Source organism: Tamlana sp. s12 (assembly GCF_016767215.1).
Lineage (GTDB): Bacteria > Bacteroidota > Bacteroidia > Flavobacteriales > Flavobacteriaceae > Pseudotamlana > Pseudotamlana agarivorans.
Window position 1 is genome coordinate 11643 of record NZ_CP068547.1, and the last position, 26280, is coordinate 37922.

24 protein-coding genes and 1 riboswitch are annotated in these 26280 nt (G+C 35.6%); of the genes, 4 read left to right on the top strand and 20 right to left on the bottom strand.

Going from position 1 to position 26280, the window contains the following annotated elements; genetic code table 11:
• Positions 1-2: 2 nt before the first annotated feature.
• On the bottom strand, positions 3-1148 hold the full coding sequence (locus tag JJL45_RS00055; RefSeq protein ID WP_068601627.1) for a pyridoxal phosphate-dependent aminotransferase: 1146 nt from the start codon (positions 1146-1148) through the stop codon (positions 3-5).
• Positions 1145-1972 carry a prephenate dehydratase gene (locus JJL45_RS00060; protein ID WP_068601625.1) on the bottom strand — a complete coding sequence of 276 codons (828 nt, stop codon included), beginning with the start codon at positions 1970-1972 and terminating at the stop codon, positions 1145-1147. The genes JJL45_RS00055 and JJL45_RS00060 overlap by 4 nt, the downstream gene beginning before the upstream one ends.
• A gap of 337 nt (positions 1973-2309) precedes the next feature.
• Between JJL45_RS00060 and gldA the strand changes: the two genes are divergently transcribed.
• The 4 genes from gldA (at position 2310) to JJL45_RS00080 (ending at position 7797) form a co-directional block, all read left to right on the top strand.
• Positions 2310-3206 (top strand): gliding motility-associated ABC transporter ATP-binding subunit GldA, encoded by an 897-nt coding sequence (gene gldA / locus JJL45_RS00065; RefSeq protein ID WP_068601623.1) that lies wholly within the window; start codon positions 2310-2312, stop codon positions 3204-3206.
• Positions 3207-3357: 151 nt separating this feature from the next.
• On the top strand, positions 3358-5448 hold the full coding sequence (gene pta, locus JJL45_RS00070; protein WP_068601621.1) for a phosphate acetyltransferase: 2091 nt from the start codon (positions 3358-3360) through the stop codon (positions 5446-5448).
• A 2-nt stretch (positions 5449-5450) separates the two neighbouring features.
• Entirely contained in the window at positions 5451-6638 is a 1188-nt protein-coding gene (locus JJL45_RS00075) for an acetate/propionate family kinase (RefSeq protein ID WP_068601620.1), read from the top strand.
• Positions 6639-7200: 562 nt separating this feature from the next.
• On the top strand, positions 7201-7797 hold the full coding sequence (locus JJL45_RS00080; RefSeq protein WP_068601618.1) for a YceI family protein: 597 nt from the start codon (positions 7201-7203) through the stop codon (positions 7795-7797).
• Between the two features lie 90 nt (positions 7798-7887).
• Here the strand turns inward: JJL45_RS00080 and JJL45_RS00085 are convergent, their stop codons facing one another.
• From JJL45_RS00085 to JJL45_RS00170, 18 genes are all read right to left on the bottom strand, one after another.
• Entirely contained in the window at positions 7888-8634 is a 747-nt protein-coding gene (locus JJL45_RS00085) for a head GIN domain-containing protein (RefSeq protein WP_068601616.1), read from the bottom strand.
• Positions 8631-9728 carry an acyloxyacyl hydrolase gene (locus tag JJL45_RS00090; RefSeq protein WP_068601614.1) on the bottom strand — a complete coding sequence of 366 codons (1098 nt, stop codon included), beginning with the start codon at positions 9726-9728 and terminating at the stop codon, positions 8631-8633. Before JJL45_RS00090 ends, JJL45_RS00085 begins: the two co-directional genes overlap by 4 nt.
• Positions 9729-9762: 34 nt before the next feature.
• Positions 9763-10719, bottom strand: coding sequence for a methylenetetrahydrofolate reductase [NAD(P)H] (gene metF / locus JJL45_RS00095; protein ID WP_067144725.1), 957 nt, complete (start codon positions 10717-10719; stop codon positions 9763-9765).
• Positions 10720-11119: 400 nt separating this feature from the next.
• The gene (gene metH / locus JJL45_RS00100; protein ID WP_068601612.1) at positions 11120-13822 is read right to left on the bottom strand and encodes a methionine synthase; all 2703 of its coding nucleotides are present in this window, start codon (positions 13820-13822) and stop codon (positions 11120-11122) included.
• Positions 13823-13824: 2 nt separating this feature from the next.
• A complete protein-coding gene (locus tag JJL45_RS00105; RefSeq protein WP_068601610.1) occupies positions 13825-14181 on the bottom strand; it encodes a four helix bundle protein in 357 nt (118 codons plus the stop codon).
• Between the two features lie 46 nt (positions 14182-14227).
• A complete protein-coding gene (locus JJL45_RS00110; RefSeq protein ID WP_068601608.1) occupies positions 14228-14524 on the bottom strand; it encodes an antibiotic biosynthesis monooxygenase family protein in 297 nt (98 codons plus the stop codon).
• Between the two features lie 12 nt (positions 14525-14536).
• On the bottom strand, positions 14537-15550 hold the full coding sequence (locus tag JJL45_RS00115; RefSeq protein ID WP_068601606.1) for a homocysteine S-methyltransferase family protein: 1014 nt from the start codon (positions 15548-15550) through the stop codon (positions 14537-14539).
• A 56-nt stretch (positions 15551-15606) separates the two neighbouring features.
• Positions 15607-15733, bottom strand: a riboswitch (SAM riboswitch).
• Between the two features lie 107 nt (positions 15734-15840).
• Positions 15841-16731 (bottom strand): cysteine synthase CysM, encoded by an 891-nt coding sequence (cysM, locus tag JJL45_RS00120; protein ID WP_068601604.1) that lies wholly within the window; start codon positions 16729-16731, stop codon positions 15841-15843.
• Positions 16715-17461 (bottom strand): serine O-acetyltransferase EpsC, encoded by a 747-nt coding sequence (epsC, locus tag JJL45_RS00125; RefSeq protein ID WP_068601602.1) that lies wholly within the window; start codon positions 17459-17461, stop codon positions 16715-16717. The genes cysM and epsC overlap by 17 nt, the downstream gene beginning before the upstream one ends.
• Positions 17462-17479: 18 nt before the next feature.
• Entirely contained in the window at positions 17480-18532 is a 1053-nt protein-coding gene (locus tag JJL45_RS00130) for an NAD(P)/FAD-dependent oxidoreductase (protein WP_068601600.1), read from the bottom strand.
• Positions 18533-18549: 17 nt separating this feature from the next.
• Positions 18550-19128, bottom strand: coding sequence for a bifunctional precorrin-2 dehydrogenase/sirohydrochlorin ferrochelatase (locus tag JJL45_RS00135; protein WP_068601598.1), 579 nt, complete (start codon positions 19126-19128; stop codon positions 18550-18552).
• A 3-nt stretch (positions 19129-19131) separates the two neighbouring features.
• Complete coding sequence (cobA, locus tag JJL45_RS00140) at positions 19132-19893, bottom strand: uroporphyrinogen-III C-methyltransferase (protein WP_067144739.1); 762 nt, start codon at positions 19891-19893, stop codon at positions 19132-19134.
• Positions 19894-19919: 26 nt separating this feature from the next.
• Entirely contained in the window at positions 19920-22010 is a 2091-nt protein-coding gene (locus tag JJL45_RS00145; protein WP_068601596.1) for a HEPN domain-containing protein, read from the bottom strand.
• A gap of 197 nt (positions 22011-22207) precedes the next feature.
• Positions 22208-23455, bottom strand: coding sequence for a sulfate adenylyltransferase subunit 1 (locus tag JJL45_RS00150; RefSeq protein WP_068601594.1), 1248 nt, complete (start codon positions 23453-23455; stop codon positions 22208-22210).
• 179 nt (positions 23456-23634) lie between these two features.
• Positions 23635-24558, bottom strand: coding sequence for a sulfate adenylyltransferase subunit CysD (gene cysD / locus JJL45_RS00155; protein WP_262509410.1), 924 nt, complete (start codon positions 24556-24558; stop codon positions 23635-23637).
• Positions 24559-24562: 4 nt separating this feature from the next.
• Positions 24563-25183, bottom strand: coding sequence for a phosphoadenosine phosphosulfate reductase family protein (locus tag JJL45_RS00160; RefSeq protein WP_068601591.1), 621 nt, complete (start codon positions 25181-25183; stop codon positions 24563-24565).
• Between the two features lie 10 nt (positions 25184-25193).
• Complete coding sequence (locus tag JJL45_RS00165; RefSeq protein ID WP_067144748.1) at positions 25194-25451, bottom strand: DUF2061 domain-containing protein; 258 nt, start codon at positions 25449-25451, stop codon at positions 25194-25196.
• 160 nt (positions 25452-25611) lie between these two features.
• Positions 25612-26031, bottom strand: a complete 420-nt coding sequence (locus JJL45_RS00170) for an RrF2 family transcriptional regulator (protein ID WP_068601589.1) — start codon at positions 26029-26031, stop codon at positions 25612-25614.
• Between the last annotated feature and the right edge of the window lie 249 nt (positions 26032-26280).

The following is a 26280-nucleotide window of genomic DNA, read 5'->3' on the forward strand; positions in this document are numbered from 1 at the left end:
AATTATTTTACTCTTGCTATGGTTTCTTTAATGGCTTCGCTTGTAGCGCATAATGAAAACCTAATATATCCTTCACCTTGGGTTCCGAAAACGGTTCCCGGTGTTATAAAAATATTTTTTTCTATTAAAATTTTATCGATAAACGCTTCCGACTTCACACCTTCTGGTAACTTCGCCCAAATAAACAAACCTGAAGCATTTTTATCATAAGTACAATCTAATGCATCGGCTAATTCCCAAACTAATTTTCGGCGTTCTTGGTATACTTTATTCAATTCAGAATACCAGGTATCAGCACAATGTAAAGCCTCGATAGCTCCTTTTTGAATTCCGAAAAACATTCCAGAATCCATATTACTCTTCACTTTTAATATGTGATTGATATGCTCTGCCGATCCCATAACCATACCTACACGCCATCCAGACATGTTGAAAGTTTTACTTAAGGAATTAAGCTCTAAGCACACATCTTTTGCGCCTTCAACGGCTAACAAACTTTTTGGAGCATCGTTTAATATGAAGCTATAAGGATTATCATTTATAATTAAAATATTGTGACGTTTTCCAAAGGCAACCAATTCTTCAAACACGGTTTCTGTTGGTTTTGCTCCTGTTGGCATGTGCGGATAATTCACCCACATAAGCTTCACTTTACTCAAGTCTGATTTTTCTAAAGCCTCAAAATCTGGCATCCAATTGTTTTCCGCATCCAGATTATAAAACACCCCCTTAGCGCCTACCAATTTTGTAACCGATTGGTAAGTTGGGTACCCTGGGTTCGGAATTAAAACGGCATCACCTTCATTTAAGAAAGCCATAGAAATATGCATAATCCCCTCTTTGCTCCCCATTAAAGGTAAAATTTCGGATGTCGGATTTAAATCTACCGCAAATTGGGTTTTATAAAAAGTCGCCATTGCTTCACGCAATTCTGGCAAGCCTTGATAACTCTGATATTTATGCGCATTAGGGTGTGTAAAACTTTCAGAAATCGCTTCTAAAACTTTTGCTGGAGGTGCCAAATCTGGACTCCCAATTCCTAAACTGATAATCGGTTTTCCACTAGCCGCTAGGGCTGCAACTTCCCGTAATTTTTTTGAAAAATAGTATTCTTCAACCGTTTGTAACCGATTTGCTACTTCAATCATAACTTCGCATTTTTATATTCTCCTAACACTTTAAAAGCATCGCCCATAATATCAATAATGGCTTTGGCTTTCTTAAAATCTTCGTAACTCTCAAATGTAACATCTACAAAAAAGGCGTATTTCCAAGGTGTTTCAATGATTGGAAGGGATTGAATTTTAGTTAAATTCAACCTGCAATCACTCATTACATTTAAAATCGTTGCGAGACTCCCGCGTTTGTGGTTGGCTTCAAATTTCACTGAAGCTTTATTTATTTCATGTTCTGGCACAGCCGAATTCTTTCGAGTTACTATAACAAAACGTGTTTCATTATTTTTAATCGTTTGAATACTCTCTGCTAGAATATCTAAATCAAAAATTTCTGCGGCTGCCACACTAGCAATCGCGCCGATACCTTTAAGTTGCTTCTCTTGAATACGTTGTGCCACTTCGGCCGTATCCTTATCTTCAACCAACTTAATATGTGGATATTGTCTGAAAAACTTTTTACATTGCAACAAGGCCATAGGGTGCGAGTACACTTCTTTAATATCATCTATACCCTGCCCTTTTAAAGCCATCAAATTATGCTGGATATCTAAATAATGCTCCCCAACAATGTGTAAAGCATTTTTATCGATTAAAGCATAATTTGGAATTATAGAACCAGCAATCGAGTTCTCTAAAGCCATGACTGCGGCATCACTTTCTTTGGTTAGCAATGAATCTACAACGCTATCGAAGGTCATACATTCGATAGAATTTACTGGATTTTCAAAAAATTGTTGGGTAACAATATGATGAAAAGATCCTTTTACACCTTGTATGGCAACTGTTTTAATCAATGTTCAAATTTTTATTAATATCTAGCAACACTACACTCATTTTTTTGTAATACTTAGACAAAAAAAAGTCTCGATTTTCATCGAGACTCATATCAATAATTTATGTTTATAAATTATACATACAACGCCTCGTTTCTTTTGCTAAAAAAGAAATAGTTGTTAAAATATGTATAATATACTGTTGTTGTCATAATTACGACGCTAAAGTAATTATTATTTCGAGAAATCAAAACGCAAAAAAATATTTTTTACGCAATTATTAAAAGTTTTAAAGATTTTACAGTAAAACTTCCATTACATTATATATTCATTTATTTTTGAATAAATAAATTTAATTATGTCCATTGAAGTCCTCGGTGTTTCAAAACTTTACGGAAATCAGAAAGCGCTTAACAACATTTCATTTCGTGTTGGCAAACCCGAAATCGTAGGTTTCTTAGGCCCTAACGGTGCTGGAAAATCTACTTTAATGAAAATTTTAACCACATATATTGGTGCCAACGACGGACAAGCCATTGTAAATGGTTATAATGTTAATCAAAACCCCAAAGCAGTACAGCAAAGTGTGGGTTACCTCCCCGAACACAACCCTTTATACCTCGAGCAATACGTTAAAGAGTATCTTGCTTTTAATGCGCAAGTTTACAAAGTAAACAAACAACGCATTGAGGAGGTTATTGAGCTTACGGGATTAAGACCAGAGGCTCATAAAAAAATCGGACAATTATCTAAAGGATATCGCCAGCGTGTTGGTTTAGCCAATGCCCTCTTACATGATCCTGACGTTTTAATTTTAGACGAGCCTACCACAGGTTTAGACCCTAATCAACTGATTGATATTAGAAATCTCATTAAATCTATTGGAGAAACTAAAACCGTTTTTCTTTCTACACACATTATGCAGGAAGTAGAAGCCATGTGTGACCGTGTTATCATTATTAATAAAGGTGAAATTGTAGCGGATAAAAAGCTAAAAGACCTTAGAAATGATGCCGAACAAGTGGTTATTGTAGAATTCGATTATCGTGTTGAAAACGCCTTTCTACTAAAGATACCTAAAGTAGAAAGCGTAAAAAACACTTACGATTTTGTTTACGAAATCACCTTTAAAACCACAGAAGACATGCGATCTCATGTTTTTGATTTTGCTCATGATAATGAATTAAAAATTCTTCAGCTTAATCAAAAAAATGCCAGTTTAGAAACACTATTTAGGAATTTAACCTCAAAATAGTTACCTTCATTAGCGATTATGATAAATATCATCTTTATATAAACAACTACCTACTAATTTTGCTTCAGGAAATAATCCTTTAGCAATTTCAATTCATTCATTTAATTTTAAGTGACATAAATTAACTTGTTAAACTAGTAAACAAAAAAAAATGAGTAAAGGAATTTATGTAGCAACTATTGAACCCAATAGCGGAAAATCTGTTGTTGTTCTTGGTTTAATGCGTATGCTACTAGGTAAAACAGCGAAAGTAGGATACTTCAGACCTATTATTGAAGACACTGAAGAAGGCGAAGTAGACAACCATATAAACACGGTGATGTCTTATTTCGAAATCGACATCAATTACAAAAAAACATATGCCTTCAAGCGAAGTGAAGTCCTCGATTTATACAACAAAGGAAAATCGGGAGATGTTATAGATGAAGTTATAAGAAAATATAAATACTTAGAAGAACGCTTTGATTTTATATTAGTTGAAGGCACCGATTTTTCTCATGAAAATTCAAGTTTAGAATTAGACATCAATACGCTTATTGCTAAAAACTTAAGCTTACCAGTCATTCTAGTATCTCGTGGTGATAAGCCTGTCATTTCTGAAATTGCCGACAATGTACAATTGGCTTATGACACTTTTAAACAAGAGGTCGAGGTGATCTCCATTATGGCAAATAAGGTAACACCAAGCTCTGTTACCGAGTTAAAAAAACAACTAAAAGAACGCATTCCAGAAGGTACCGATGTTTCGGTTATTCCTAATATACCAAGTTTAGCCAACCCAACCATCAAGGAAATTATTAACCAAGTGGATGGCGAAGTACTTCTTGGAAAAGACTCGCTAAACAACCAAGTTGATAGCGCTATTTTAGGAACCATGCAGTTACGCAACTTTTTAAAACACATAAAAGATAACTGCTTAATTATTACTTCTGGTGATAGAGCCGACATTCTTTTAGGGGGTATGCAAGCTCATGTTTCCAAAAACTACCCTAAAGTTGCTGGTATTGTGCTTACTGGTGGTTTAATTCCAGAAGACACCATTTTAAAATTAGTAGAAGGTCTTTCTAGTGTGATTCCTATTATTAGTGCTAAAGAAGGGACTTTTAGTACGACCAATAAAATTGGAAAGATTAAAACAAAAATATACGCCGATAATATTGAAAAGATTGAAACAGCCATTGCTTCTTTCGAAAAACACGTTGATACCGACAAATTGGCTAATGATTTAATCACCTTTAAATCTGGAATTTTCACACCAAGAATGTTTCAATACAACTTGCTTCAACGTGCCTTAAAAAACAAAAAACATATTGTTTTACCAGAAGGTTACGACGAGCGTGTATTAAGAGCTGCTGCTCGATTAATTGATGCTCATGTTGTTGACTTAACTTTAATTGGTGAAAAAGATAAAATTCAAGAGATAATTACAAGACAAGATATACCTTTAAATTTAGAGGATGTTAATGTAATTGTCCCTCAAGAATCTGAACATTTTGAAGATTACGTCAACACTTTTTATGAATTAAGAAAGCATAAAAACGTTAACCTTCAAATGGCTAAAGATACCATGTGTGATGTTTCGTATTACGCAACTATGATGATTTATAAAGGACATGCCGATGGTATGGTTTCTGGTGCCGTTCATACTACACAACACACATTAAGACCTGCGCTTCAGTTCATTAAAACCAAACCAGGTGTCAATATTGTGTCTTCAGTATTCTTTATGTGTTTAGAAGACCGTGTATCAATTTTTGGTGACTGTGCCATTAATCCGAACCCGAATGCAGAACAACTAGCTGAAATCGCCGTATCATCCGCACAAACCGCTCAAGACTTTGGTGTAGAACCTAAAGTGGCTTTACTGTCTTACTCATCGGGTTCATCAGGAAAAGGTGAAGAAGTAGATAAAGTAAGAAAAGCAACAGAACTTGCTAAAGAAAAAGCACCTCACATGAAAATTGAAGGCCCTATTCAATATGATGCTGCTGTTGATATGCGTATTGGTAAAAGTAAATTACCAGATTCTGAAGTTGCCGGACAAGCTAGCGTGTTAGTTTTCCCAGATTTAAACACAGGAAACAACACCTACAAAGCCGTACAAAGAGAAACTGGCGCCTTAGCCATCGGCCCAATGTTACAAGGTTTAAACAAACCGGTTAACGATTTAAGTAGAGGTTGTACTGCCGACGATATTTACAGTACAGTAATAATAACAGCTATTCAAGCTCAAGATATATAACAATGCAAGTATTAGTATTAAATTCTGGGAGTTCATCCCTAAAGTATCAATTAATTTCAATGCCAGAAGAAACCATTTTATGTTCAGGAATTATTGAACGTATTGGTTTAGATGATGCCATTTTTAAATATAAAACCGACAAAGATTCTGTAGATCTTGTCACTGCTATTCCTAATCACAAAGTAGGATTAGAGTTAGTAGCAAAACAATTATTAGATGCCGAAACAGGTATTATTAAATCGACCGACGATATTGCTGTAGTAGGACATCGTGTGGTACACGGTGGAAAATATTTTAGTGACACCACTGAAATTACCGCTGAAGTTAAAGAAAAAATAAAAGCTTTAATTTCATTAGCACCGCTTCACAACCCTGCAAATTTAGAGGGTATTGAAGTCGCTGAAGCTATTTTCCCTAACGCAAAACAAGTGGCGGTTTTTGATACGGCTTTCCATCAATCTATTCCTGAGAAAGCGTATTTATATGCGATTCCTAAAGCCTATTCAGACGAACATAGCATCCGTTTATACGGATTCCATGGCACCAGTCATAAATATGTTTCTGAAAAAGCTACCGAATATTTAGGCGAAAAAGCTTCAAATGTCATTACCATTCACTTAGGTAATGGTTGTAGTATGTCGGCTGTAAAAGACGGAAAATGTATCGATCACTCATTAGGCTTCTCCCCTGTTAACGGTTTAATTATGGGAACGCGTTCTGGTGATATCGATCAATCCATCATCTTCTATTTAGCTAAAAAGCTGAATTATTCTTTAGATGAGATCAACACGCTTTTACAAAAGAAAAGTGGTATGCTTGGTTTAACCGGTTATAGCGATTTAAGAGATATTCAAGCTGAAGCTGAAAAGGGCAATAAGGATTGTCAGCTTGCATTAGCCATGAACACCTACCGCATTAAAAAATACATTGGTAGCTACGCTGCGGTGTTAAACGGATTAGATGCTATCGTTTTCACGGCTGGAATTGGTGAAAACTCTGATTTAGTTCGAGAAATGGTATGTGAAGATATGGAGTTCTTCGGTTTAGAATTAAACAAAGAAGAAAATGCAAAACGATCTGGTGAGATTCGTGAGATTAACTTGCCTACATCGAAAGCTAAGATTTTAGTGATTCCAACTAATGAAGAGCTAGAAATCGCAAAACAATCGGTTGATTTATTCGAAAATTAATCATCTCAAACTGAATTTACTTCTTTTTGTAGCATAGATCAATCCTACATAATAAACCCGCAGCTAAAAATTTTAGTTGCGGGTTTCTTTTTTGGGTATAATAGCAATCCTAATGTTACACCAGTTTTTAGTTGAAATTACTGTAAAAGAAAATAGCTGGTTTTATATGAGGAATAAAAATAAAGAATAGCCTTAGTTATAGTTTCTTTTTATTCTGAAAGGAAAATTAAAATATGAGTATTGAACTATACCATAACATTCTGCAAGTGGCGTACTCGATAAACTTTTGCTGCTTGTTGCATTTCAATAACAATACAAAAGCTTTTTTTTAAACCAAATTTAACTTTATAAAAAAGTTATCTGTCATGGTAATAGCTTAGTCTTATAAACCATTAACACACAGGACTTAAGTTAAAAATAGATTTAAAAATTATGCAATTCATAAAAACAAACCAAAAAAACAACCATAAATTACGAATACAATAATTAAAATATGATAAAAATCATAATATAACAATAACAAAGAACTGATATTTGCATCATAATCTAAACCCATTAACTCATGAATACGCAAAATATCATAAAAAGACTAGTAAGCTTAATCGTTGTAGTAGGTTTTACAATGAATCTCTCTCAAGCACAAATGTTACAGCTTGAAAATCAAGAATCACATCTTACTGTATTTGGAAGTTCTAATCTGCATGGCTGGAAAGTAGATGCTAAAACTAAAAATGGTTCTATCGGTTTTAATGATTTAGAATCTTGTGATATTACCCATTTATCACTTGCTGTATCAGCCGAAAGTTTAAAGGGAGTAAAATTAGGAATAACTGAAACAGCAACTGTGACACTAAAATCAGATCAATACAAATACATTTTATTTACTTTAAAGGAAGTGACCAATGTAACTCCTAAAGGAAATGGTCAATTTGCTGTTCAAGCTATAGGCGATTTGGTAATTGCAGGAACCAGTAAAACGATACCATTAGATTTTAATGTAGACATAAAAAAAGGAAATGTAACCCTTGCAGGAAACGCAAAATTAAAACTATCTAGCTTTAACCTAACACCTCCAAAAAGGTTAATGGGAACTATCAAAGCCAAAGATGATATTGTATTAAGATTTGAAACTAACTTCACTGAATCCCCAATATTATAAACCTTAAAAGCCTTTACTTCTGTTATTTGAATTAGTCTATGAAGTAAAGGTTTTTTTATGTCTAAATTTAAGGTCTATCCTCACGATAACCTACTCAAAAATTAATCGGCCTTTATAATCTTCTTCAACATCAACAACAGGAGGTTTATTAATAGAAATTATATCACCCGTACCCACGATCTTTCCTTTAAGTTCTAGGTACGGGTTTACTATGATGTCATTAGAACTTCGATTATAGGCCCATACTTTTTGCGCTACCAATTCCCGACCTTCAAAACGAGAAGTTCCCGAATAAAACGACACACTCAGACTTTCTGTTTTTCCCTTCACATATGCATTTGAAAGATTGTTAAACACAAATTTTAAACTCCTGTTATCAACTTCCAAATAAAACTCACCATTGGTATAGGTGCCTGGAGCACCATAATTTTCAGATAAAAGAGTGAGTTCTGGGTAAGTTAAAACCCCATCAGATTGAATACCTCGCTGGGTAGAACTTCTAATTTCTGTAATATTAGGAGCCGTGACATAAACAATTGTGGTATGATAATCTCGAATAAGATTACAGCTATTGGCATCGGTAAGGGTTAATTGACCATTTTCAACAATAGCACTCACATCGGGCATTAAATTTTTTCCGGTTTCAATAAGGACCTTTTGAGGCGAACCTTCTTTGATGATCAGTTCAATATCTTTGTTTACCAATATGGTTTCAAAAGGATCTACAGATACCTCTTCTTGAATTACCGTTCCTGCTGTTTGAAAACAGTCATTTGCCGATTCGCTATCACAAGCGAAAATCAAAATAAAGCTAATTATATAGAACAGTTTTTTCATAATCTTACTCCCAGTCCAAATTCAACAGCTTCCGCTTTAGCGCCATGTGATTTAATACTTACTTTTCCGAAAAATTTGTTTCCAAAATATTGCTTAATACCTAACCTCAAGTAAACACGACCTTCAAAATCGTATGGATAATAAGCATAATACCCTAGTTGCCCAATAACCGACATCTTATTTACAAATAATTCATGACCGACAAATATACCAACGCGCTTATAATCTTCGTCACCCGAAACATCAACTTCAGGAAAAGCCACGCTGTAATATTCAATTAACTCTTTTAAAGCTTTGGTTATAAATACTTCGGTTCCTAATTGAAAAGCACTTTTTCTAGTGATGCGTTTATCTACAGCAAAGGAGAGGTTATAAAACGGAAATTGTCCACTGCCCACCACATCATTTTCAGAAACCCCGCTACTAAAGGTAATGTTATAGCGGAACGGCTCGGTAAACTTCCTATCATTTTCAGCCAAAGTATGTTGGTATGGCAAAGGTTCCTCGTCAATATTATAGGTAAGACCTACATTGAATAATATAGAATTGGTACTGGTATTTGGCGATTTCACACTACCGTTAGAATAGTGAATTAAGGTCAAACCAGCTTGAACCCCAAAACGATTAAAAAGGCGTTCCTTTCTATAATTAAGCATCACAAAAGTACTGCTTAACAATTTTGAGCCAAAAGCCACATTTCTATAGTTTTCGACTTTATCGTATGGATTTTCGGTATAAGCCACCCCTTGCCCGACACGGAACATGAGATGACGCTTTAAGAAATATAGATTATAATGTGCATATAAGGCTGCTAAACTCCCCAGATACTCATTTTTCATGTTTTGATACGCATAAGTTACCCCAAAATCTGGATAATTATAACGCTGTTCCCAGTCTTCAAAACCGAAAGTTTTTCGATTCCAACTTAACATATAGCCTTCAGGATGCCCAGTAATTAAATGAGCTATATCCGGATTATGTTCAGCAATATTTCCGTAGAAATAATTTAAATCGATCGTAGACGTATGTTTTTTTTCTTGTGAAAATCCAACAGAAAAAATTAAGCAACACAAACAAACATAAAGAAACTTCATTTACAGACCTCTAAAACGACAAATGTAAATGAATTTAAAATAAAGCCGACGCTATAGACTGTATGTTGTCGCTCTTACCCATCGAATAATAATGTAAAAACGGCACACCAGCATCTCTTAATTCTTTAGACTGCTGAATAGCGAATTCAATCCCTACTTCACGTACAGCCTTGTTGTCTTTACAGCCTTCAACAGCCTCAATTAATTCTTCTGGTAAGTCAATTTTAAAAACCTGAGGTAAAATTTGTAAATGGCGTTTTACAGCTATAGGTTTAATTCCCGGAATAATAGGCACCGTAATACCAATTTCACGCGCTTTATCTACAAACTCAAAGTACTTTTTATTATCAAAAAACATTTGGGTCACCACATAATCTGCTCCGGCATCTACCTTAGCTTTTAAGCGTTTTAAATCGGTATTAAGCGACGGAGATTCCATGTGTTTTTCAGGATAACCTGCTACACCCACACAAAAATCATAATTGTGTTCTACCTGAATATCGTCATGTAGATACTGCCCTTTATTTAAATTTGAAATTTGCTGAACCAATTCGCTAGCATAGGCATTTCCGCCTTCAGTTGGTACGAAATACGATTCATCCTTTCTAGCATCACCACGTAAAGCCACCACATTATCAATGCCTAAATAATGGCAATCAACCAACACATATTCGGTTTCTTCTTTAGTAAACCCACCACAAAGCAAGTGCGGAATAGCATCCACCTTATATTTATGCATGATAGACGCACAAATACCGACGGTTCCCGGACGCATACGCGTAATGCGCTTGTCCAATAAACCATTACCTCTATCGACATACACATATTCTTCTCTAGAAGTCGTGACGTCTATAAATGGCGGATTAAACTCCATTAACGGATCGATATTATTGTATAAATCTTGAATGTTTTTTCCTTTTTGAGGCGGAATAACTTCAAAAGAAAATAATGTTTTACCGTTTGCTTTTTTAATGTGATCTGTTACTTTCATTTTACTGAATTACAATATATTATGTGAAATAAGCAATTGTTAAAGCAGTAAGTGTAAGCATCAAAAGTTGAATAAAGAAAACAATCTCTGTTCTAAGTTTTTTCATGTCTATATTTTTACTGCAATATTCTTATTTCATTTATTCTGATTCGTTAGTTTAATTAAAACAAATTGTTAAGTTAAATGCCTTTTCTTTTCCAAAAAGAGACTTCTAAATATCTTTTCATGGGCGTTACCACAAGGGTCGGGCTTTACGTTACAAGTCCTCGCTCGTACCTCGCTGTGGGCTTTCCACTGCAATCCCTAACGCAAGCTGCACGTATTAAAGACCTTTCAGCTTTTTACAGAACCTATCCGCACGCAGCTCCTCCCCTTCGAGGAGGCTAGGTGGGGCCTTTTTTTATTGATCGGCAATATTAGCGTGTAACCACTTTCTAGCTTTCTCCTTAGTAATCCCTTTACGTTCGCAATAATCGGTTACCTGGTCGTCGGTAATTTTACCTAAACCAAAATATTTAGCTTCTGGATTTCCAAAATAGTAACCCGAAACAGCTGCTGCTGGCCACATGGCTAAACTTTCGGTAAGGGTCACACCTATTATTTTTTCAACATCTAACAATTCCCAAATGGTTTCCTTCTCTAAATGATCAGGACATGCTGGGTAACCTGGCGCCGGACGAATACCTTTGTAACTTTCTTTAATTAAATCGTCGTTACTTAAATCTTCATTAGCGGCATAGCCCCAATGTTTCGTTCTTATTTGTTTGTGTAAATATTCCGCGAAAGCTTCCGCAAAACGATCGGCAATAGCTTGTGCCATAATACCGTTATAATCGTCATCTTTTGCTCTATAACTATCCGCCAACTCTTGTGCTCCAAAAATACCCACACAAAAAGCGCCCATATAATCGGTTTTTCCAGATTCTTTAGGCGCTATAAAATCGGCTAAAGCATGATTAGGAATCCCTTCACGTTTCTTTAATTGCTGACGCAAAGTTCTAAAAACAGCGATTTCCTCACCTTTTTTCTGAATAGAAATATCGTCATCATTTATCGAATTCGCTTCAAACAAACCAAAAACAGCTTTTGCTTTTAAAGATTGTTTGGCTATGATTTCTTTAATCATTTCCTGAGCCTCGTTGTACATGATAGTCGCTTGCTCGCCAACCACCTCGTCAGTCAAGATATCAGGATATTTTCCGTGTAAATCCCAGCTTCTAAAAAACGGACTCCAATCTATAAAAGGCTCTAAGTCCTTCAAACTAATTTGTTTCAACATCTGAACTCCTAATTCGTTAGGTTTTACAATTTCAGAGGTTTCCCAATCAATTTTATATTTTCTTTTGCGGGCTTCTTCTATAGAGATATATGATTTTTCTTTACCACGTTTTAAAAACTTGGTTCTAAAATCATCATAATCGGCCTTCATTTTCGCCACGTATTCGTGCGATGTTTTCTTGTTCAGTAAATCACCAACAACAGTTACTGCCCTCGACGCATCGTTTACATGCACTACAGCATTGTTATACTGCGTATCAATTTTAACAGCCGTATGTGCTTTTGATGTCGTTGCCCCACCAATAAGTAAAGGCAATTTGAAATTTTGACGCTGCATTTCCTTAGCTAAGTACACCATTTCATCAAGCGATGGCGTAATCAAACCTGATAGCCCGATAGCATCTACACGTTCTTTAATGGCTGTTTCTATAATTTTTTCTGGTGGCACCATAACCCCCATATCTACAATCTCGTAGTTATTACAAGCCAAAACAACACTTACAATATTTTTACCAATATCGTGTACATCACCTTTTACTGTGGCCATTAATATTTTACCAACAGGTTCTTGTTTGTCTGTTTTTTCAGCTTCAATAAACGGATTTAAATAAGCCACGGCTTTTTTCATCACACGTGCCGATTTTACCACCTGAGGCAAGAACATTTTTCCTGCTCCAAATAAATCACCAACAACGTTCATCCCGATCATTAAATGACCTTCAATAACATCAATGGGTTTTTCGGCTTCTTGTCTGGCTTGCTCGATATCTTCAATAATAAAAGCATCAATACCTTTAACTAAAGCATGAGTGATTCTATCTTGTAATGGGTTTTCACGCCAAGTTAAATCGACTCCTTTTTCTGTTTTTGATCCTTTTACGGTTTCAGCAAAGTCCAATAAACGCTCGGTAGCATCATCGCGACGGTCTAAAATCACATCTTCAACATGCTCTAATAAATCCTTAGGAATATCATCATAAACCTCTAAAAGTGCTGGATTCACAATCCCCATATTCATACCAGCCTGAATAGCGTAGTATAAAAACACCGAGTGCATCGCCTCACGAACACCATCATTTCCTCTAAACGAAAACGATACGTTACTCACCCCACCACTCACACTTACATTTGGTAAGTTCTCACGAACCCAACGTGTGGCTTCAATAAAATCGATAGCGTTTCTGCGGTGTTCTTCCATTCCTGTTGCTACAGGAAATATGTTTAAATCGAAAATAATATCTTCAGATGGGAAACCTACCTCATTAACTAAAATATCATACGAACGTTTTGAAATTTCAATACGACGCTCGTAATTATCGGCTTGACCAACCTCATCAAAAGCCATAACAATTACAGCGGCACCATAACGTTTTATTAATTTGGCTTCTTGAACGAATTTTTCTTTTCCTTCTTTTAATGAAATGGAGTTAACCACACATTTTCCTTGCACCACTTGAAGACCAGCTTCGATAATTTCCCATTTCGAACTATCAATCATGATAGGCACACGACAAATATCAGGCTCAGCAGCAATTAAATTCAAGAAACGAATCATGGCTTCCTTACCGTCAATTAATCCGTCGTCGAAATTAATATCAATAATTTGCGCACCACCATCAACTTGATGACGTGCAATATCCAAAGCTTCATCGTACTTTTCTTCTTTAATTAAACGAAGAAATTTACGAGACCCCGCTACGTTAGTACGTTCTCCTACATTTATAAAATTGCTGTTTTCGTTCAGAACTAAAGGTTCTAAACCGGACAATTTCATGTATTTACTTTGGTTAATAGTTACTCGTTTTTGGTTATTAGGCTCACTCATACTTATAATTTCTTGTAATAGTTGATAAATCCGTTTAGCAACTTTTTACAAGTTTCTATTTGTGATAATACATTATTTAATTTTTCTTCCGAAATAAAATTCAAATCGCTTGAAATATACAATTGAGTTTCTAATTCATATAAAGAACCTCTTGAAATATATAAAAAACGAATAATATCTTTTGGTGTTTGCCTCCCGCAACCTTCAGCTATGTTAGAAGGAATGGAAACTGAACATCTTCTAATTTGGTTTGTAATTCCATATAGTTCTTCTTTTGGAAAGTCATTAGTTATAGCATAAATTACATTAGCAAGTTTTCTAGCTTCTATCCAAACATCAAGTTCTATATATGATTTCATTTTTTTCTTCTCAAACAACCATTAACTAGTAACTAATAACCAGTAACTACAATTCTTCAACCAACTTATAATGTTCTACTGTTGGAAACGGTTCGTAAAAATGGTGTAATAATGCTTTCCATTGTAGATATTCCTCAGATTGTCTAAATCCGATTTCATGATCTTCGATTGTTTCCCAGTTTACTAATAAAATATATTTATCGTCTTGCTCTACACATTTTTTTAATTGGTGTGAGACATAGCCTTTCATTGATGAAATGATTTTTTCTGCTTTTTTGAAACTGATTTCAAACTCAGTTGAAAGTCCTACTTTTATGTTTAATATGGCTACTTCTAATATCATTTTGCTGCTCTTTTAGTGAGATGCTGAAACAAGTTCAGCATGACGGCGTGGCTTATATTTAGCGGCTAATTTTGCAATAACGCTAATATGTTCTGGCGATGTTCCGCAACAGCCACCAATAATATTTATTAAATTTTTCTTTAGGTATTCTTCAATTTGCTCACCCATTTCCTCTGGTGTTTCATCGTATTCCCCAAAAGCATTTGGTAAACCTGCGTTAGGGTGTGCTGAAATAGCAAAATCGGTTTTATTCGCAATCGCTTCCAAATGCGGTTGTAATAAATTAGCTCCCAAAGCACAATTAAATCCGATAGACAGTAACGGAATGTGCGATACTGAAATTAAAAAAGCTTCGGCCGTTTGCCCCGAAAGCGTTCTTCCTGAAGCATCGGTAATCGTACCACTTAACATAATTGGAATATCAATATTGCGTTCGTCCTTTACTTCTTCAATAGCAAATAAGGCTGCTTTCGCATTTAAAGTATCAAAAACGGTTTCCACTAAAAGTAAGTCTGCACCACCATCCATTAAAGCTTCCACTTGTTGCTTGTACGCGATGCGTAATTCATCAAAAGTAACCGCTCTATAACCAGGATCGTTAACATCTGGCGACATACTTGCTGTACGGTTTGTTGGTCCGATTGAACCTGCTACAAAACGTGGTTTGTGTGGTTCTTTAGCGGTGAATTTATCGGCAACTTCCTTGGCTATTTTAGCCGACTCGTAGTTGAGTTCGTAAACCAAATCCTCCATTTGATAATCAGCCATAGCAATCGTGGTTCCCGAAAAGGTATTGGTTTCAACTATATCGGCACCAGCTTCAAAATATTTGGCGTGAATGGTTTTTATGGCTTCAGGCTGCGTGATAGAAAGCAAATCGTTATTACCCTGCAAAGGCGTTGGGTAATCTTTAAAACGCTCACCACGAAAATCTTCTTCGGTGAATTTATAGGCTTGTAACATGGTACCCATAGCACCATCTAAAACCAAAATGCGCTCTTTTAAAGCCTGTTTTATGTCTGACATTTGTTTGATATTATTTAAAGTCTATAATATCATCAAGAAAAGTAAATAAATACTATTCGTTATCTGTCTGATTGATTCCTGAAATAAACTCAGCACAAGCAGTAGAACGTAGCACCTTCTTTACAAGATAAAGGGTTGCCAAGGTTTCTCTGGGTCTAATCCCTCTACCTTTCTTGATAACATTAATACGTTAATGAACTAGCGCACAAAAGTACTAACTATATTTTTGTTTTCCTACTTAATTTCCAGCTCAGACCGGTATGGGTAAAAAAGCTAAAAATCTTTAAGTGCTATTCAAATAAAGTAGACGATAAATAGCGATCACCCCTATCGCAGATAATGGCCACAATAATGCCTTCTTCGATAGTTTCAGCAATTTTTAAGGCACAAAAAACAGCACCTCCGCTACTCATCCCAGCGAATATCCCTTCTTCTTTTGCTAAATTAATGGTTGTTTGTTTGGCATCTTCTTCCGAGACATCGACAACAATATCTACCTTTTTAGGTTCAAAAAATTTAGGCACGTATTCTGGTGACCATTTTCTAATCCCTGGAATTTTTGCACCATCGGCAGGCTGAGCGCCAACAATGGTAATATTTTTATTTTGCTCTTTTAAGAATGTAGACACACCCGTTATCGTTCCGGTTGTTCCCATAGCAGAAACAAAATGTGTGATGTTATGATTGGTAGCCTCCCAAATTTCAGGACCAGTCGTTTTATAATGCGCTTTCCAATTGTCTGGATTTTCAAACTGATTTAAAAGCACATAACCTTTTTCATCACGAAGTTTAAAAGCCAAATCACGAGAACCTTCAATACCAATATCGGCAGGAGTTAAAATAACCTCAGCACCATAGGCACGCATGGTTTTAACACGCTCTTCCGTAGAATTTTCAGGCATGATTAGCACCATATTTAAGCCTAACAACCTAGCAATAAACGCTAAAGCAATACCGGTGTTTCCGCTAGTAGCTTCAACCAGAGTGCCCCCTTTTTTAATGTCGCCACGTTTTAAGGCTTCATTAATCATGTTAAAAGCGGCACGGTCTTTTACACTTCCGCCAGGATTATTGCCTTCTAATTTTAAAAACAAACGCACCCCTTTTTTAGAAATTAGGTGCGTTGCTTCTACTAATGGTGTATTTCCTATTTGGCCAATGATACTATGCTCGTATGCCATTTTTTCGTGGTCTGATTTTTATTTCGGTTTGATAAGTAACCAAAGAGTCTTCTGGCACAGATTGGGTAATCCAAACGTTGGCACCAATGATGGAATTTTTACCAATAACGATATCACCGCCTAAAATGGTTGCATTCGCATAAATGGTCACATTCTCCTCTATGGTTGGGTGTCTTTTGGTTGACGCCAAGTCTTTAGAAACTTGAAGTCCTCCAAGTGTTACCCCTTGATAAATTTTCACGTTTTTTTCTATAATGGAGCTCTCTCCTATTACAATCCCTGTTCCGTGATCGATATAAAACGATTCGCCAATGGTTGCTCCTGGATGAATATCGATACCTGTAATACCATGAATGTATTCACTCATCATTCGAGGTAAAATATGAATATCTAATTTATAAAGCGCATGGCTTAACCTGTAAACAGAAATGGCATGAAATCCTGGATATGCCAAGTAAATTTCCTCTAAACTGTGTGAAGCCGGATCGTTACACTCAAATGCGATGGCATCTAAATCTAACTTACGTCTTACTTCAGGAAGTTGTGTTTCAAACTGCTCCCAAAGGTTTTCGCCGTCTTCGATAGACAGTTTTTTAAGGATTTTTAAAAATGTTTTTTTTAAATAAGGCTTTCGGTCTTTAGCTTGTTCTTCATCGAACAGAGCATAAAACAAACGTTTAGTAAACGTTTTTACGGTGTCTTTTAAGCAAACATTATAACTTTTATTCACAGGTTAGCTTGTTTTTATCTAATTAATAGCTTGAACAACTGCTTTTGGAGCTTCTTTACGAGAACCATCGAAACCATCAATACCACTTACTGTAGTGTATTTTAACACATACTTTTTCCCTGGATTGATAATTCTATAGGCTGCTTGACACATTAATGTTGCCTCGTGGAAACCACAAAGAATCAGTTTTAATTTTTCTGGATATGTATTCACATCTCCAATGGCAAATATACCTGGAATATTAGTTTGGTAGTTTAAGGAATTGTCAACTTTAATAGCATTTTTCTCTATTTCTAAGCCCCAATTTGCAATAGGCCCTAATTTTGGAGACAATCCGAATAAAGGAATAAAGTGATCGGTTGCAATCTGACTTGCTTCACCATCTTTTACAACAGTTACCGCTTCAATTTTTCCGTTACCATGTAATTCTTTTACTTCAGCAGGTGTGATTAAATTGATTTTTCCAAGTTTGGTTAATTCACCAACTTTTTCAACAGAATCTAAAGCACCTCTAAATTCATTTCTTCTGTGAATTAAAGTTACTTCTGAAGCGACATCCGCTAAGAAAATACTCCAATCTAAGGCTGAATCTCCACCACCAGAAATCACTACTCTTTTATCTCTGTAAAATTCTGGGTCCTTAATGATGTACTCCACACCTTTATCTTCATAATCGGCGATTCCTTCGATGGCAGGTTTTCTAGGTTCGAAAGACCCTAAACCACCAGCAATAGCCACTACTGGTGCTTGGTGTTTTGTACCTTTATTAGTCGTAACAATAAAAGAACCATCTTCTTGTTTTTCGATTGTTTCTGCACGCTCACCTAAAGTAAATCCAGGTTCGAATTGTTTTCCTTGCTCTAACAAATTGTTTGTTAAATCACCTGCTAATACTTCTGGAAATCCAGGAATATCATAAATCGGTTTTTTAGGATAAATTTCTGAACACTGTCCACCAGGTTGTGGTAAAGCGTCAATTAAATGACATTTCAATTTTAATAATCCAGCTTCGAATACTGTAAATAATCCTGTTGGCCCCGCGCCAATTATTAGTATATCTGTTTTAATCATCGTATGGTTACTTTTACTTATTTTTCAATTAATCCTTTAGTGAACTCGTTAAGTTTTTCAACTTTTTGTTCGAAATCACCTTTTATAGTTTTTCTATATTCATTTAAGTTCTTCACTAAATCATCTACATTTTCGGGGATGACATCTTCAAAAAACTGACGTAAACGTTTTGCTGTTGTTGGCGATTTTCCATTGGTTGAAATCGCAACTTTCACGTTTCCTTTAGTAACAATTCCACCCATATAAAAATCGCAATATGGCGGATTATCGGCTACGTTTACTAACAAGCTTTTTGCTCTACAGTGTTTATGAACTTTAATATTTACTTTAGGCTTATTGGTCGTTGCGACTACAATATGTTGGCCTTTTAAATATTTTTTCTTGTACTTATCTTTAATTAAGGTGACATCACCATTTTTCGCTAGGGCTATGGTTTCTTCGCGAAACATTTTAGACACCATCGTCACATGAGCATCGGGGCTAGATTTTAAAAGAAAAGTTAATTTCTCTTCGGCCACATAACCACCACCCACAATAAGAATATTTAAACTTTTAGCTTTTAAGAATATCGGATACAGGTTGTTTCTTTCTTCCATCACCTAGGCTTCTTTTACTTCAGAATAAATACGACTTAAAACGGCGCGTTCCTTTACCACATCACCAATTACGATAATGGCTGGAGAAGAAAGCTCCTTTTTAGCAACAATGTCTTGAATGGTTTCTATAGTACCAATACCTACCTTTTCATCTTCTCGTGTACCATTTTGAATGATCGCAATGGCCGTATTTTGTTTGTTTTCAGCTGAAAAAATACTTACAATTTCATCCAGTTTACTCATCCCCATCAAAATCACAACCGTTGCTGTCGATTTAGCCGCTAAGGCCACATCGCCAGAAATTTGATGTTTTTTCGTGGTTCCAGTAATCACCCAAAAACTCTCTGATGCCCCGCGTTTTGTAAGCGGAATTCCTTGGTATGCTGGTGCTGCGATAGACGATGATATACCAGGAACCACAAAGGTTTCTAACCCGAATTGTCTCACATAATCAATCTCCTCGGCCCCGCGACCAAAAATGAATGGATCACCACCTTTTAAGCGTACTACATGTCCTTTTTCTTTGGCTTTAGCAACAATTAAATCGTTAATTTGTTCTTGCTGAAACGCATAACACCCTTTACGTTTCCCTACAAAAATAAGTTCTGCATCTTTGGCAGCATATTTTAATAAGGCTTCGTTTATAAGCGCATCGTATAAAATCACATCTGCAGCCTCAATAGCTTTTATGGCTTTTAATGTAATTAAATCTTCGTCACCTGGGCCGGCGCCTACAACAGTTAATATGGGTGTTTTTTTACTCATCTTTTTCTTTTACAATGCTGGTTATATTATATAGCAGCAGTATCTTTTTCTCTAAACGCTTTTACTTTTCCTAAAAAGTCATTCGCATTATCAATATACTTTGCCGCAAACTCTTGGGTTGGTGCAAATTTATTTATTTGATATATTAAATCAGCGAAAGTAACGCCTAAATTAATTTTTCCACTAGCTACAAACTTTTCATCAAAATCTTTAATGATTCCTGCATGTGTATTTGTTTTCGCATTATCGGCCAATAATAACGCTTTCGCGGAATTAACTAGCGATTGATAAGCGTAATAAATAGCACCTGAATACACTTTGTTATCGAATGATTCTTTGGCATTATCAATTTTTTCTTCACTTTCTAAAAATAAAGTGGCAATTAAATCGATAACAACACCAGCACATTCACCTACTCCAATTTCCTTAACGTATTCTTCTTGTGTTCCCCAATCGATAAAATCTTCTGGAGTTAAATTAGACACATCTTGTAAATCATTTAATAAATCGTAGAAATAACGATCGCCAGTTTCTTTATAATACTCAACAAACTTCTTACCGTTAGCATTGGCTTCAAAATCGTTTAAGATTCTTCTTAAAGCTTCAGGTCCTCTTTTACTTGGTACTTTCACCACTTTATCTGCAAAAGTAGCATGACCATCTCCTAAATTACCACCACCAAGTAACACTTGTAAAGCCGGGGCAACTAATTTATCTGGCGTACGAACCGACATCCCTTGGAAACCAATATTGGCCATATTGTGTTGGCCACAAGCATTCATACAACCACTAATCTTAATAACAACATCATCGTTTTTAAGATATTGTGGGTATTCTGCTTTGATAACGCGTTCTAATTCATCGGCAATACCTGTACTACTCGCAATACCTAAATTACAAGTATCTGTTCCAGGACAAGCCGTAATATCTACCGCTTTATTATATCCAGCTTCTACGAATCCTAATTTTTCTAATTCGGTGTAGAAAAACGGTACTAAATCTTCCTTAACAAATGGAATAACGATGTTTTGACGTAATGTTAAACGAACTTCACCAGCAGCGTACTTATCAATTAAATCGGCTAATAAACGTGCTTTATCGGTATAGAAATCACCCAATAACACTTTAATACCAATCGCTACATATCCTTCCTGCTTTTGCTGAATTAAGTTTGTAGATTTCCATAAATCGAATGCAGCTTGGTCTTTTATATCAACTTGAGGCGCTTCAACCGAAACTGGTTTTGAAGGTACATAAGCATCGGCATCAATAGCCACCGATTTAAACTCTATAGCATTTTGTTCTTCATCAATTAATGCTCTAAAAGCCTCTAAACCGATATCTTTTACTAAGAATTTCATACGGGCTTTAGCACGACTTTTACGCTCACCAAAACGATCGAAAACTCTTAAGATCCCTTCCATGATTGGAATGATTTTATCGGTTTCAACAAAATCATACAACACATCGGCATGACGTGGCTGTGACCCAAGTCCACCAGCAACCATAACTTTAAATCCGCGAACACCATCTTTTTCTTTAGCGATATACCCGATATCGTGTAAGTAAGACAGCCCAGTATCTTCATCTGTAGAAGAGAAAGACACTTTAAATTTACGTCCCATTTCTTGACAGATTGGGTTACGTAAGAAGAATTTAAAAATGGCATCAGCATACGGTGACACATCGAAAGGTTCGTTAACATCGATTCCAGCTGTTTCTGAAGCCGTAACGTTTCTTACCACGTTACCACAAGCTTCACGAACCGTAACTTCATCTTTTTCTAATTCTGCCCAAAGCTCAGGAGTTCTATTTAAATCCACATAGTGAATTTGAATATCTTGACGGGTTGTGATGTGTAAACGACCACGAGAATATTCATCAGAAACTTCAGAAATTCTGCGTAACTGATTACTTTTAAGTTTTCCGTAAGGAATCTTAATACGAATCATTTGTACGCCTTCTTGACGCTGACCGTAAACACCACGAGCCAAACGAAGACTTCTAAATTTTTCCTCATCAATTTTACCATTGTTGAAAAGCTCGATTTTTCTAGCTAATTCAATGATATCCTTCTCTACAATTGGGTTCTCTATTTCTGATCTAAATGTTTGCATACAATAGCCCCTCCTAACCTCCCCGTTTCGACTGCCTTCAATGCAGGCTTAAGGAGGAATTCTTACTCGGGCGGAGTAAGAATATTGTTAATAGTTTTATTTTTCAATACTTACAAAATATTTAAACTTTATAAGTTGTTTGGTCTGTTTGGTTTTATCCGCCTAGCTAATTCCCTTAGGGGCTAGGGTGCTTTTCTCTACTGAATAAACCCTGCTGCTACCGTGTTGTTACTTTGCGGATCGATTAAAATAAAAGACCCATTAGTACGGTGGTTTTTAAATTGGTCGTAAAAAATTGGTTTATTTAACTTAAAAGTTACCGAAGCAATATCATTTACGCCTAAAGAGGTAGCTCCTTCTTCAATCCCTGAATAATCTGGGTGAATTTTATGATTAATCTTATCTACCTTAGCTAATACTTTATTAACACCGTGTTGTACAATGTACTTCCCACCAGCTGTTAAGTTAGTCGCATCCATCCAACAAACGTTTGCTGTAAATTGCTTTTCAATCGTTGGAAGATCGTCTGCTTTTACAATCATATCGCCACGACTCACATTAATATCGTTCTCTAAAGTAATGGTTACCGAAGAACGTCTTGAAGCTGTTTCGTACTTTTCGTCGTAGAAATAAATATCTTTAATCTTCGATTTCGTTTGTGATGGTAAAACAACAATATCATCACCAACGCTTAAATTTCCACCGTAAACTTTTCCAGCATAGCCTCTAAAATCGTGAAACTCTTCAGTTTTAGGACGGATTACATACTGCACTGGGAAACGAGGGGTTCCAACGTTAAAGATGTCTTTTTTATCCAATTGCTCTAAATGCTCCAATAAAGCTTCACCTTTATACCAAGGCATTTTATCGGTTTTGTTTACAACATTATCTCCTTTTAAAGCACTTACTGGAATGAACGTAATTTTTTGATCTTGATAATCACGTTTGCTCATTAATTCTGAAAAATCTGCTTTAATTTTATTATAAGTTTCTTCAGAATAATCTACTAAATCCATCTTGTTTATCGCTACTACTACGTCTTTAATACGTAATAAGTTATTGATAAAAAAGTGACGATTTGTTTGCTCGATCACCCCTTTTCTAGCATCGATTAAGATGATAGACGCTTGCGATGTTGAAGCACCAGTTACCATGTTACGTGTATATTCTACGTGACCCGGTGTATCGGCGATGATGTAACTTTTCTTTTTAGTTGAAAAATAGATATGCGCCACGTCAATGGTAATACCTTGTTCTCTTTCTGCAACTAATCCATCGGTTGCTAAAGAAAAATCTAAGTAGTCGTATCCACGTTGCTTACTTGTTTTTTCAATAGCCTCTAATTTATCGGTAGTTAATGATTTTGTATCGTAAAGAATACGTCCGATTAACGTACTTTTCCCATCATCTACACTTCCTGCTGTTGCTATTTTTAATACTTCCATAAATGAAGCCCCTCCTAACCTCCCCTAGGGGAGGAATCCTTACTCGGGCGAAGTAAGAATATTGTTAATATTTTTTACTTAGTATCAATACTATAAAATTGTATCTATATTAAGTTTTTAGTTTAGTCCTTTTTATCCGCAAACTTGCTAATCCCCTTCGGGGGTTAGGGGGCTTTACTCTAGAAATACCCTTGTTGTTTACGTTTCTCCATGGCGGCTTCCGATCTTTTATCATCAATACGAGCACCACGTTCTGAAATTGAAGAATCTCTAATCTCCTCAACAACTTTGGTAATGGTAGACGCTTCCGATAAAACGGCTGCTGTACAACTCATATCACCTACGGTTCTAAAACGCACCATTTCTTCAATCACTTCTTCATGGTCATCTCTGTAAACTACTTCATCTTCCGCAGACCAAATCATACCGTCTCTTAAAAATACTTTACGTTTGTGTGCGAAATAAATTGAAGGAATTTCAATATTTTCCTTCTCGATATACGACCAAACATCTAATTCTGTCCAGTTTGAAATTGGGAATACACGTACATTTTGACCATGCTCGATATCACCATTTAACATATCGAATAACTCTGGACGTTGGTTCTTTTCATCCCATTGTCCGAAATCATCACGAACAGAAAAAATACGTTCTTTAGCTCTTGCTTTTTCTTCATCACGACGTGCACCACCAATACAAGCATCAAACTTAAACTCTTCGATAGCATCTAAAAGCGTCGTAGTTTGTAGCATGTTTCTACTCGCATATCTACCAGACTCTTCTTTTACTTTGCCTTCATCAATAGAATCTTGAACGTTTCTTACAATCAATTCTAAACCTAGCTCTTTACACAAACGATCTCTAAATTCGATAGTTTCTGGAAAATTATGCCCTGTATCGATATGCATTAAAGGAAATGGCACTTTTGCAGGATAAAAGGCTTTTACCGCCAATCTTACTAATGTAATAGAATCTTTTCCTCCTGAAAATAATAACACAGGCTTTTCAAACTGTGCTGCTACTTCTCTCATAATATATATCGCTTCGTTTTCTAGCGAGTTTATATTTGATGTGTCTTTTTTCATCGTATTCTTTTTATCAATTTTATTAAGCGTGTAAACCACACTCTCTATTTTCTAATGCTTTTGTTGGGTCGAAATATTTAAACTCGTTTGGCAAGTTATTTTCCTTTAAATAGCCGTCTAATTTTTCATCAGACCAAAAGTAAAACGGACTCACTTTTAAAACGCCATCTTTACTGAGGCTAAAAATACCAATACTATTTCTAAATGCCGTTTGACCCTGACGTAAATTTGTAAACCAAACTTTAGGCTTATGCTCTGCCATCGCTCTAGCAAAAGGCTCTAGCTTTACTTGCTCTGTAAATAAAGCGTGCTCTGGCTGGTCAACGGTAGGAATCCCCATAACCACATCACGGTGCGCCGAAGTTTGTTTTGGCACATATAAAAACACATTTAAACTTAAATCTTTTATAACTTGCTCTGCGTGCTTATAAGTTTGAGGTGTATTATAACCGGTATCACACCATATCACTGGAACATCAGCTTTTACCGTACTCACCACATGTAAAATTGCAGCTTCGTATGGTCTAAAATTTGTTGTTACCACCGCCTCATTATTAAGCTCGTAAGCTTTAGCAATAATTTCAGCTGGTGTAGCATCTTTAAATGCCTCGTTTAATACCTCTATTTGATCTTCTGTAAACATAATTCTTTATTTATTTTCCCCATTTTATAGAATTCCAAACTCTTTCATGGAAAAAGTACAACACCATTTTTGTTACTAATTCGATAGATCCTATCGAAAACGCTAAAGTTAATTCCCCGGTTACTAACCAAGAAATTAAAATCGTATCTAAAGTTCCGATAGTTCTCCAACTAAGTGATTTTACAACACTTCTTAGTGGTTTTTCACTCGCACTATCTTCTTTGTACGTAGACTTTTCTTTATTTTTCAATAACATTTGCGCAATCATTTGTTGATGTATTACATTAACCCTATCGATTTACTAGGGAATACAAATGTACTATATTTTGTTACATAAAAAAATTAATTTCAAATTTTTAGCATATTGAAAATAAATCCAACAATAGCCTAAAAATTAGTATAGAAAAGCAATAAATATTAGGAATATTTTAGTCTTTTGGACGAGACAAATCTGCTAAAGTGGTATTTCTGAAGACATTAAGTGTACTATCACGTACTTGAAGCATCAATTTATTTACGCTACAAGTTTCCTCATCTATGCAGTCGTCACACTTTTCATAGTAGTTCAAACTCACACAAGGCACCATAGCAATGGGGCCTTCAAGAACACGCATCACATCGGTCATTAAAATTTCCTCAGGCGGCTGTCTTAAATAATAACCACCATGTTTCCCTTTTTTAGAGCCTAGAATACCCGATTTACGAAGGGTTAATAAAATACTTTCTAAAAATTTCTGTGGAATTTGCTCATTTTTGGCAATTTCAGCAACTTGTAAAGGCGAATCTCCTTCGGTTCGCGCTATAAATGTAAGCGCTTTTAATCCGTATTTGGTTTTTTTAGATAGCATGATGCGAAGATAAAGATTTTAACAATGAACTGATTTAAACTTTTTGCGATTAAGCGAAAATTAGACATTTTTTGACTATTTGAAAGTTTTTTTGAGTTCCATAGCTGAGCTACGGAAAGAAAAAAAGGTGAAAAATTGGTGAAAAAGGGCCATTTTTTAGCAAATGGAAAAAGTTTAAATCAGTTCAACCCTATGGCCAAAAAATTATGAGACAGAAAAAACCGTTATATTTTGAGTTGAAACACAAAA

Excerpts from the sequence above, each read along its gene's own strand:
- JJL45_RS00110 (WP_068601608.1), bottom strand. The coding sequence starts at position 14,524 with ATGATATTAGAAGTAGCCATATTAAACATAAAAGTAGGACTTTCAACT.
- cysM (WP_068601604.1), bottom strand. The coding sequence starts at position 16,731 with ATGGCATACGAGCATAGTATCATTGGCCAAATAGGAAATACACCATTA.
- metF (WP_067144725.1), bottom strand. The coding sequence starts at position 10,719 with ATGAAAGTAACAGATCACATTAAAAAAGCAAACGGTAAAACATTATTT.
- JJL45_RS00055 (WP_068601627.1), bottom strand. The coding sequence starts at position 1,148 with ATGATTGAAGTAGCAAATCGGTTACAAACGGTTGAAGAATACTATTTT.
- JJL45_RS00115 (WP_068601606.1), bottom strand. The coding sequence starts at position 15,550 with ATGTCAGACATAAAACAGGCTTTAAAAGAGCGCATTTTGGTTTTAGAT.
- JJL45_RS00075 (WP_068601620.1), top strand. The coding sequence starts at position 5,451 with ATGCAAGTATTAGTATTAAATTCTGGGAGTTCATCCCTAAAGTATCAA.
- JJL45_RS00090 (WP_068601614.1), bottom strand. The coding sequence starts at position 9,728 with ATGAAGTTTCTTTATGTTTGTTTGTGTTGCTTAATTTTTTCTGTTGGA.
- JJL45_RS00135 (WP_068601598.1), bottom strand. The coding sequence starts at position 19,128 with ATGGAAGAAAGAAACAACCTGTATCCGATATTCTTAAAAGCTAAAAGT.
- JJL45_RS00145 (WP_068601596.1), bottom strand. The coding sequence starts at position 22,010 with ATGCAAACATTTAGATCAGAAATAGAGAACCCAATTGTAGAGAAGGAT.
- JJL45_RS00080 (WP_068601618.1), top strand. The coding sequence starts at position 7,201 with ATGAATACGCAAAATATCATAAAAAGACTAGTAAGCTTAATCGTTGTA.
- JJL45_RS00085 (WP_068601616.1), bottom strand. The coding sequence starts at position 8,634 with ATGAAAAAACTGTTCTATATAATTAGCTTTATTTTGATTTTCGCTTGT.
- metH (WP_068601612.1), bottom strand. The coding sequence starts at position 13,822 with ATGAGTGAGCCTAATAACCAAAAACGAGTAACTATTAACCAAAGTAAA.
- JJL45_RS00160 (WP_068601591.1), bottom strand. The coding sequence starts at position 25,183 with ATGTTTACAGAAGATCAAATAGAGGTATTAAACGAGGCATTTAAAGAT.
- JJL45_RS00105 (WP_068601610.1), bottom strand. The coding sequence starts at position 14,181 with ATGAAATCATATATAGAACTTGATGTTTGGATAGAAGCTAGAAAACTT.
- pta (WP_068601621.1), top strand. The coding sequence starts at position 3,358 with ATGAGTAAAGGAATTTATGTAGCAACTATTGAACCCAATAGCGGAAAA.
- JJL45_RS00165 (WP_067144748.1), bottom strand. The coding sequence starts at position 25,451 with ATGATTGCGCAAATGTTATTGAAAAATAAAGAAAAGTCTACGTACAAA.
- JJL45_RS00150 (WP_068601594.1), bottom strand. The coding sequence starts at position 23,455 with ATGGAAGTATTAAAAATAGCAACAGCAGGAAGTGTAGATGATGGGAAA.
- JJL45_RS00170 (WP_068601589.1), bottom strand. The coding sequence starts at position 26,031 with ATGCTATCTAAAAAAACCAAATACGGATTAAAAGCGCTTACATTTATA.
- gldA (WP_068601623.1), top strand. The coding sequence starts at position 2,310 with ATGTCCATTGAAGTCCTCGGTGTTTCAAAACTTTACGGAAATCAGAAA.
- cobA (WP_067144739.1), bottom strand. The coding sequence starts at position 19,893 with ATGAGTAAAAAAACACCCATATTAACTGTTGTAGGCGCCGGCCCAGGT.
- JJL45_RS00130 (WP_068601600.1), bottom strand. The coding sequence starts at position 18,532 with ATGATTAAAACAGATATACTAATAATTGGCGCGGGGCCAACAGGATTA.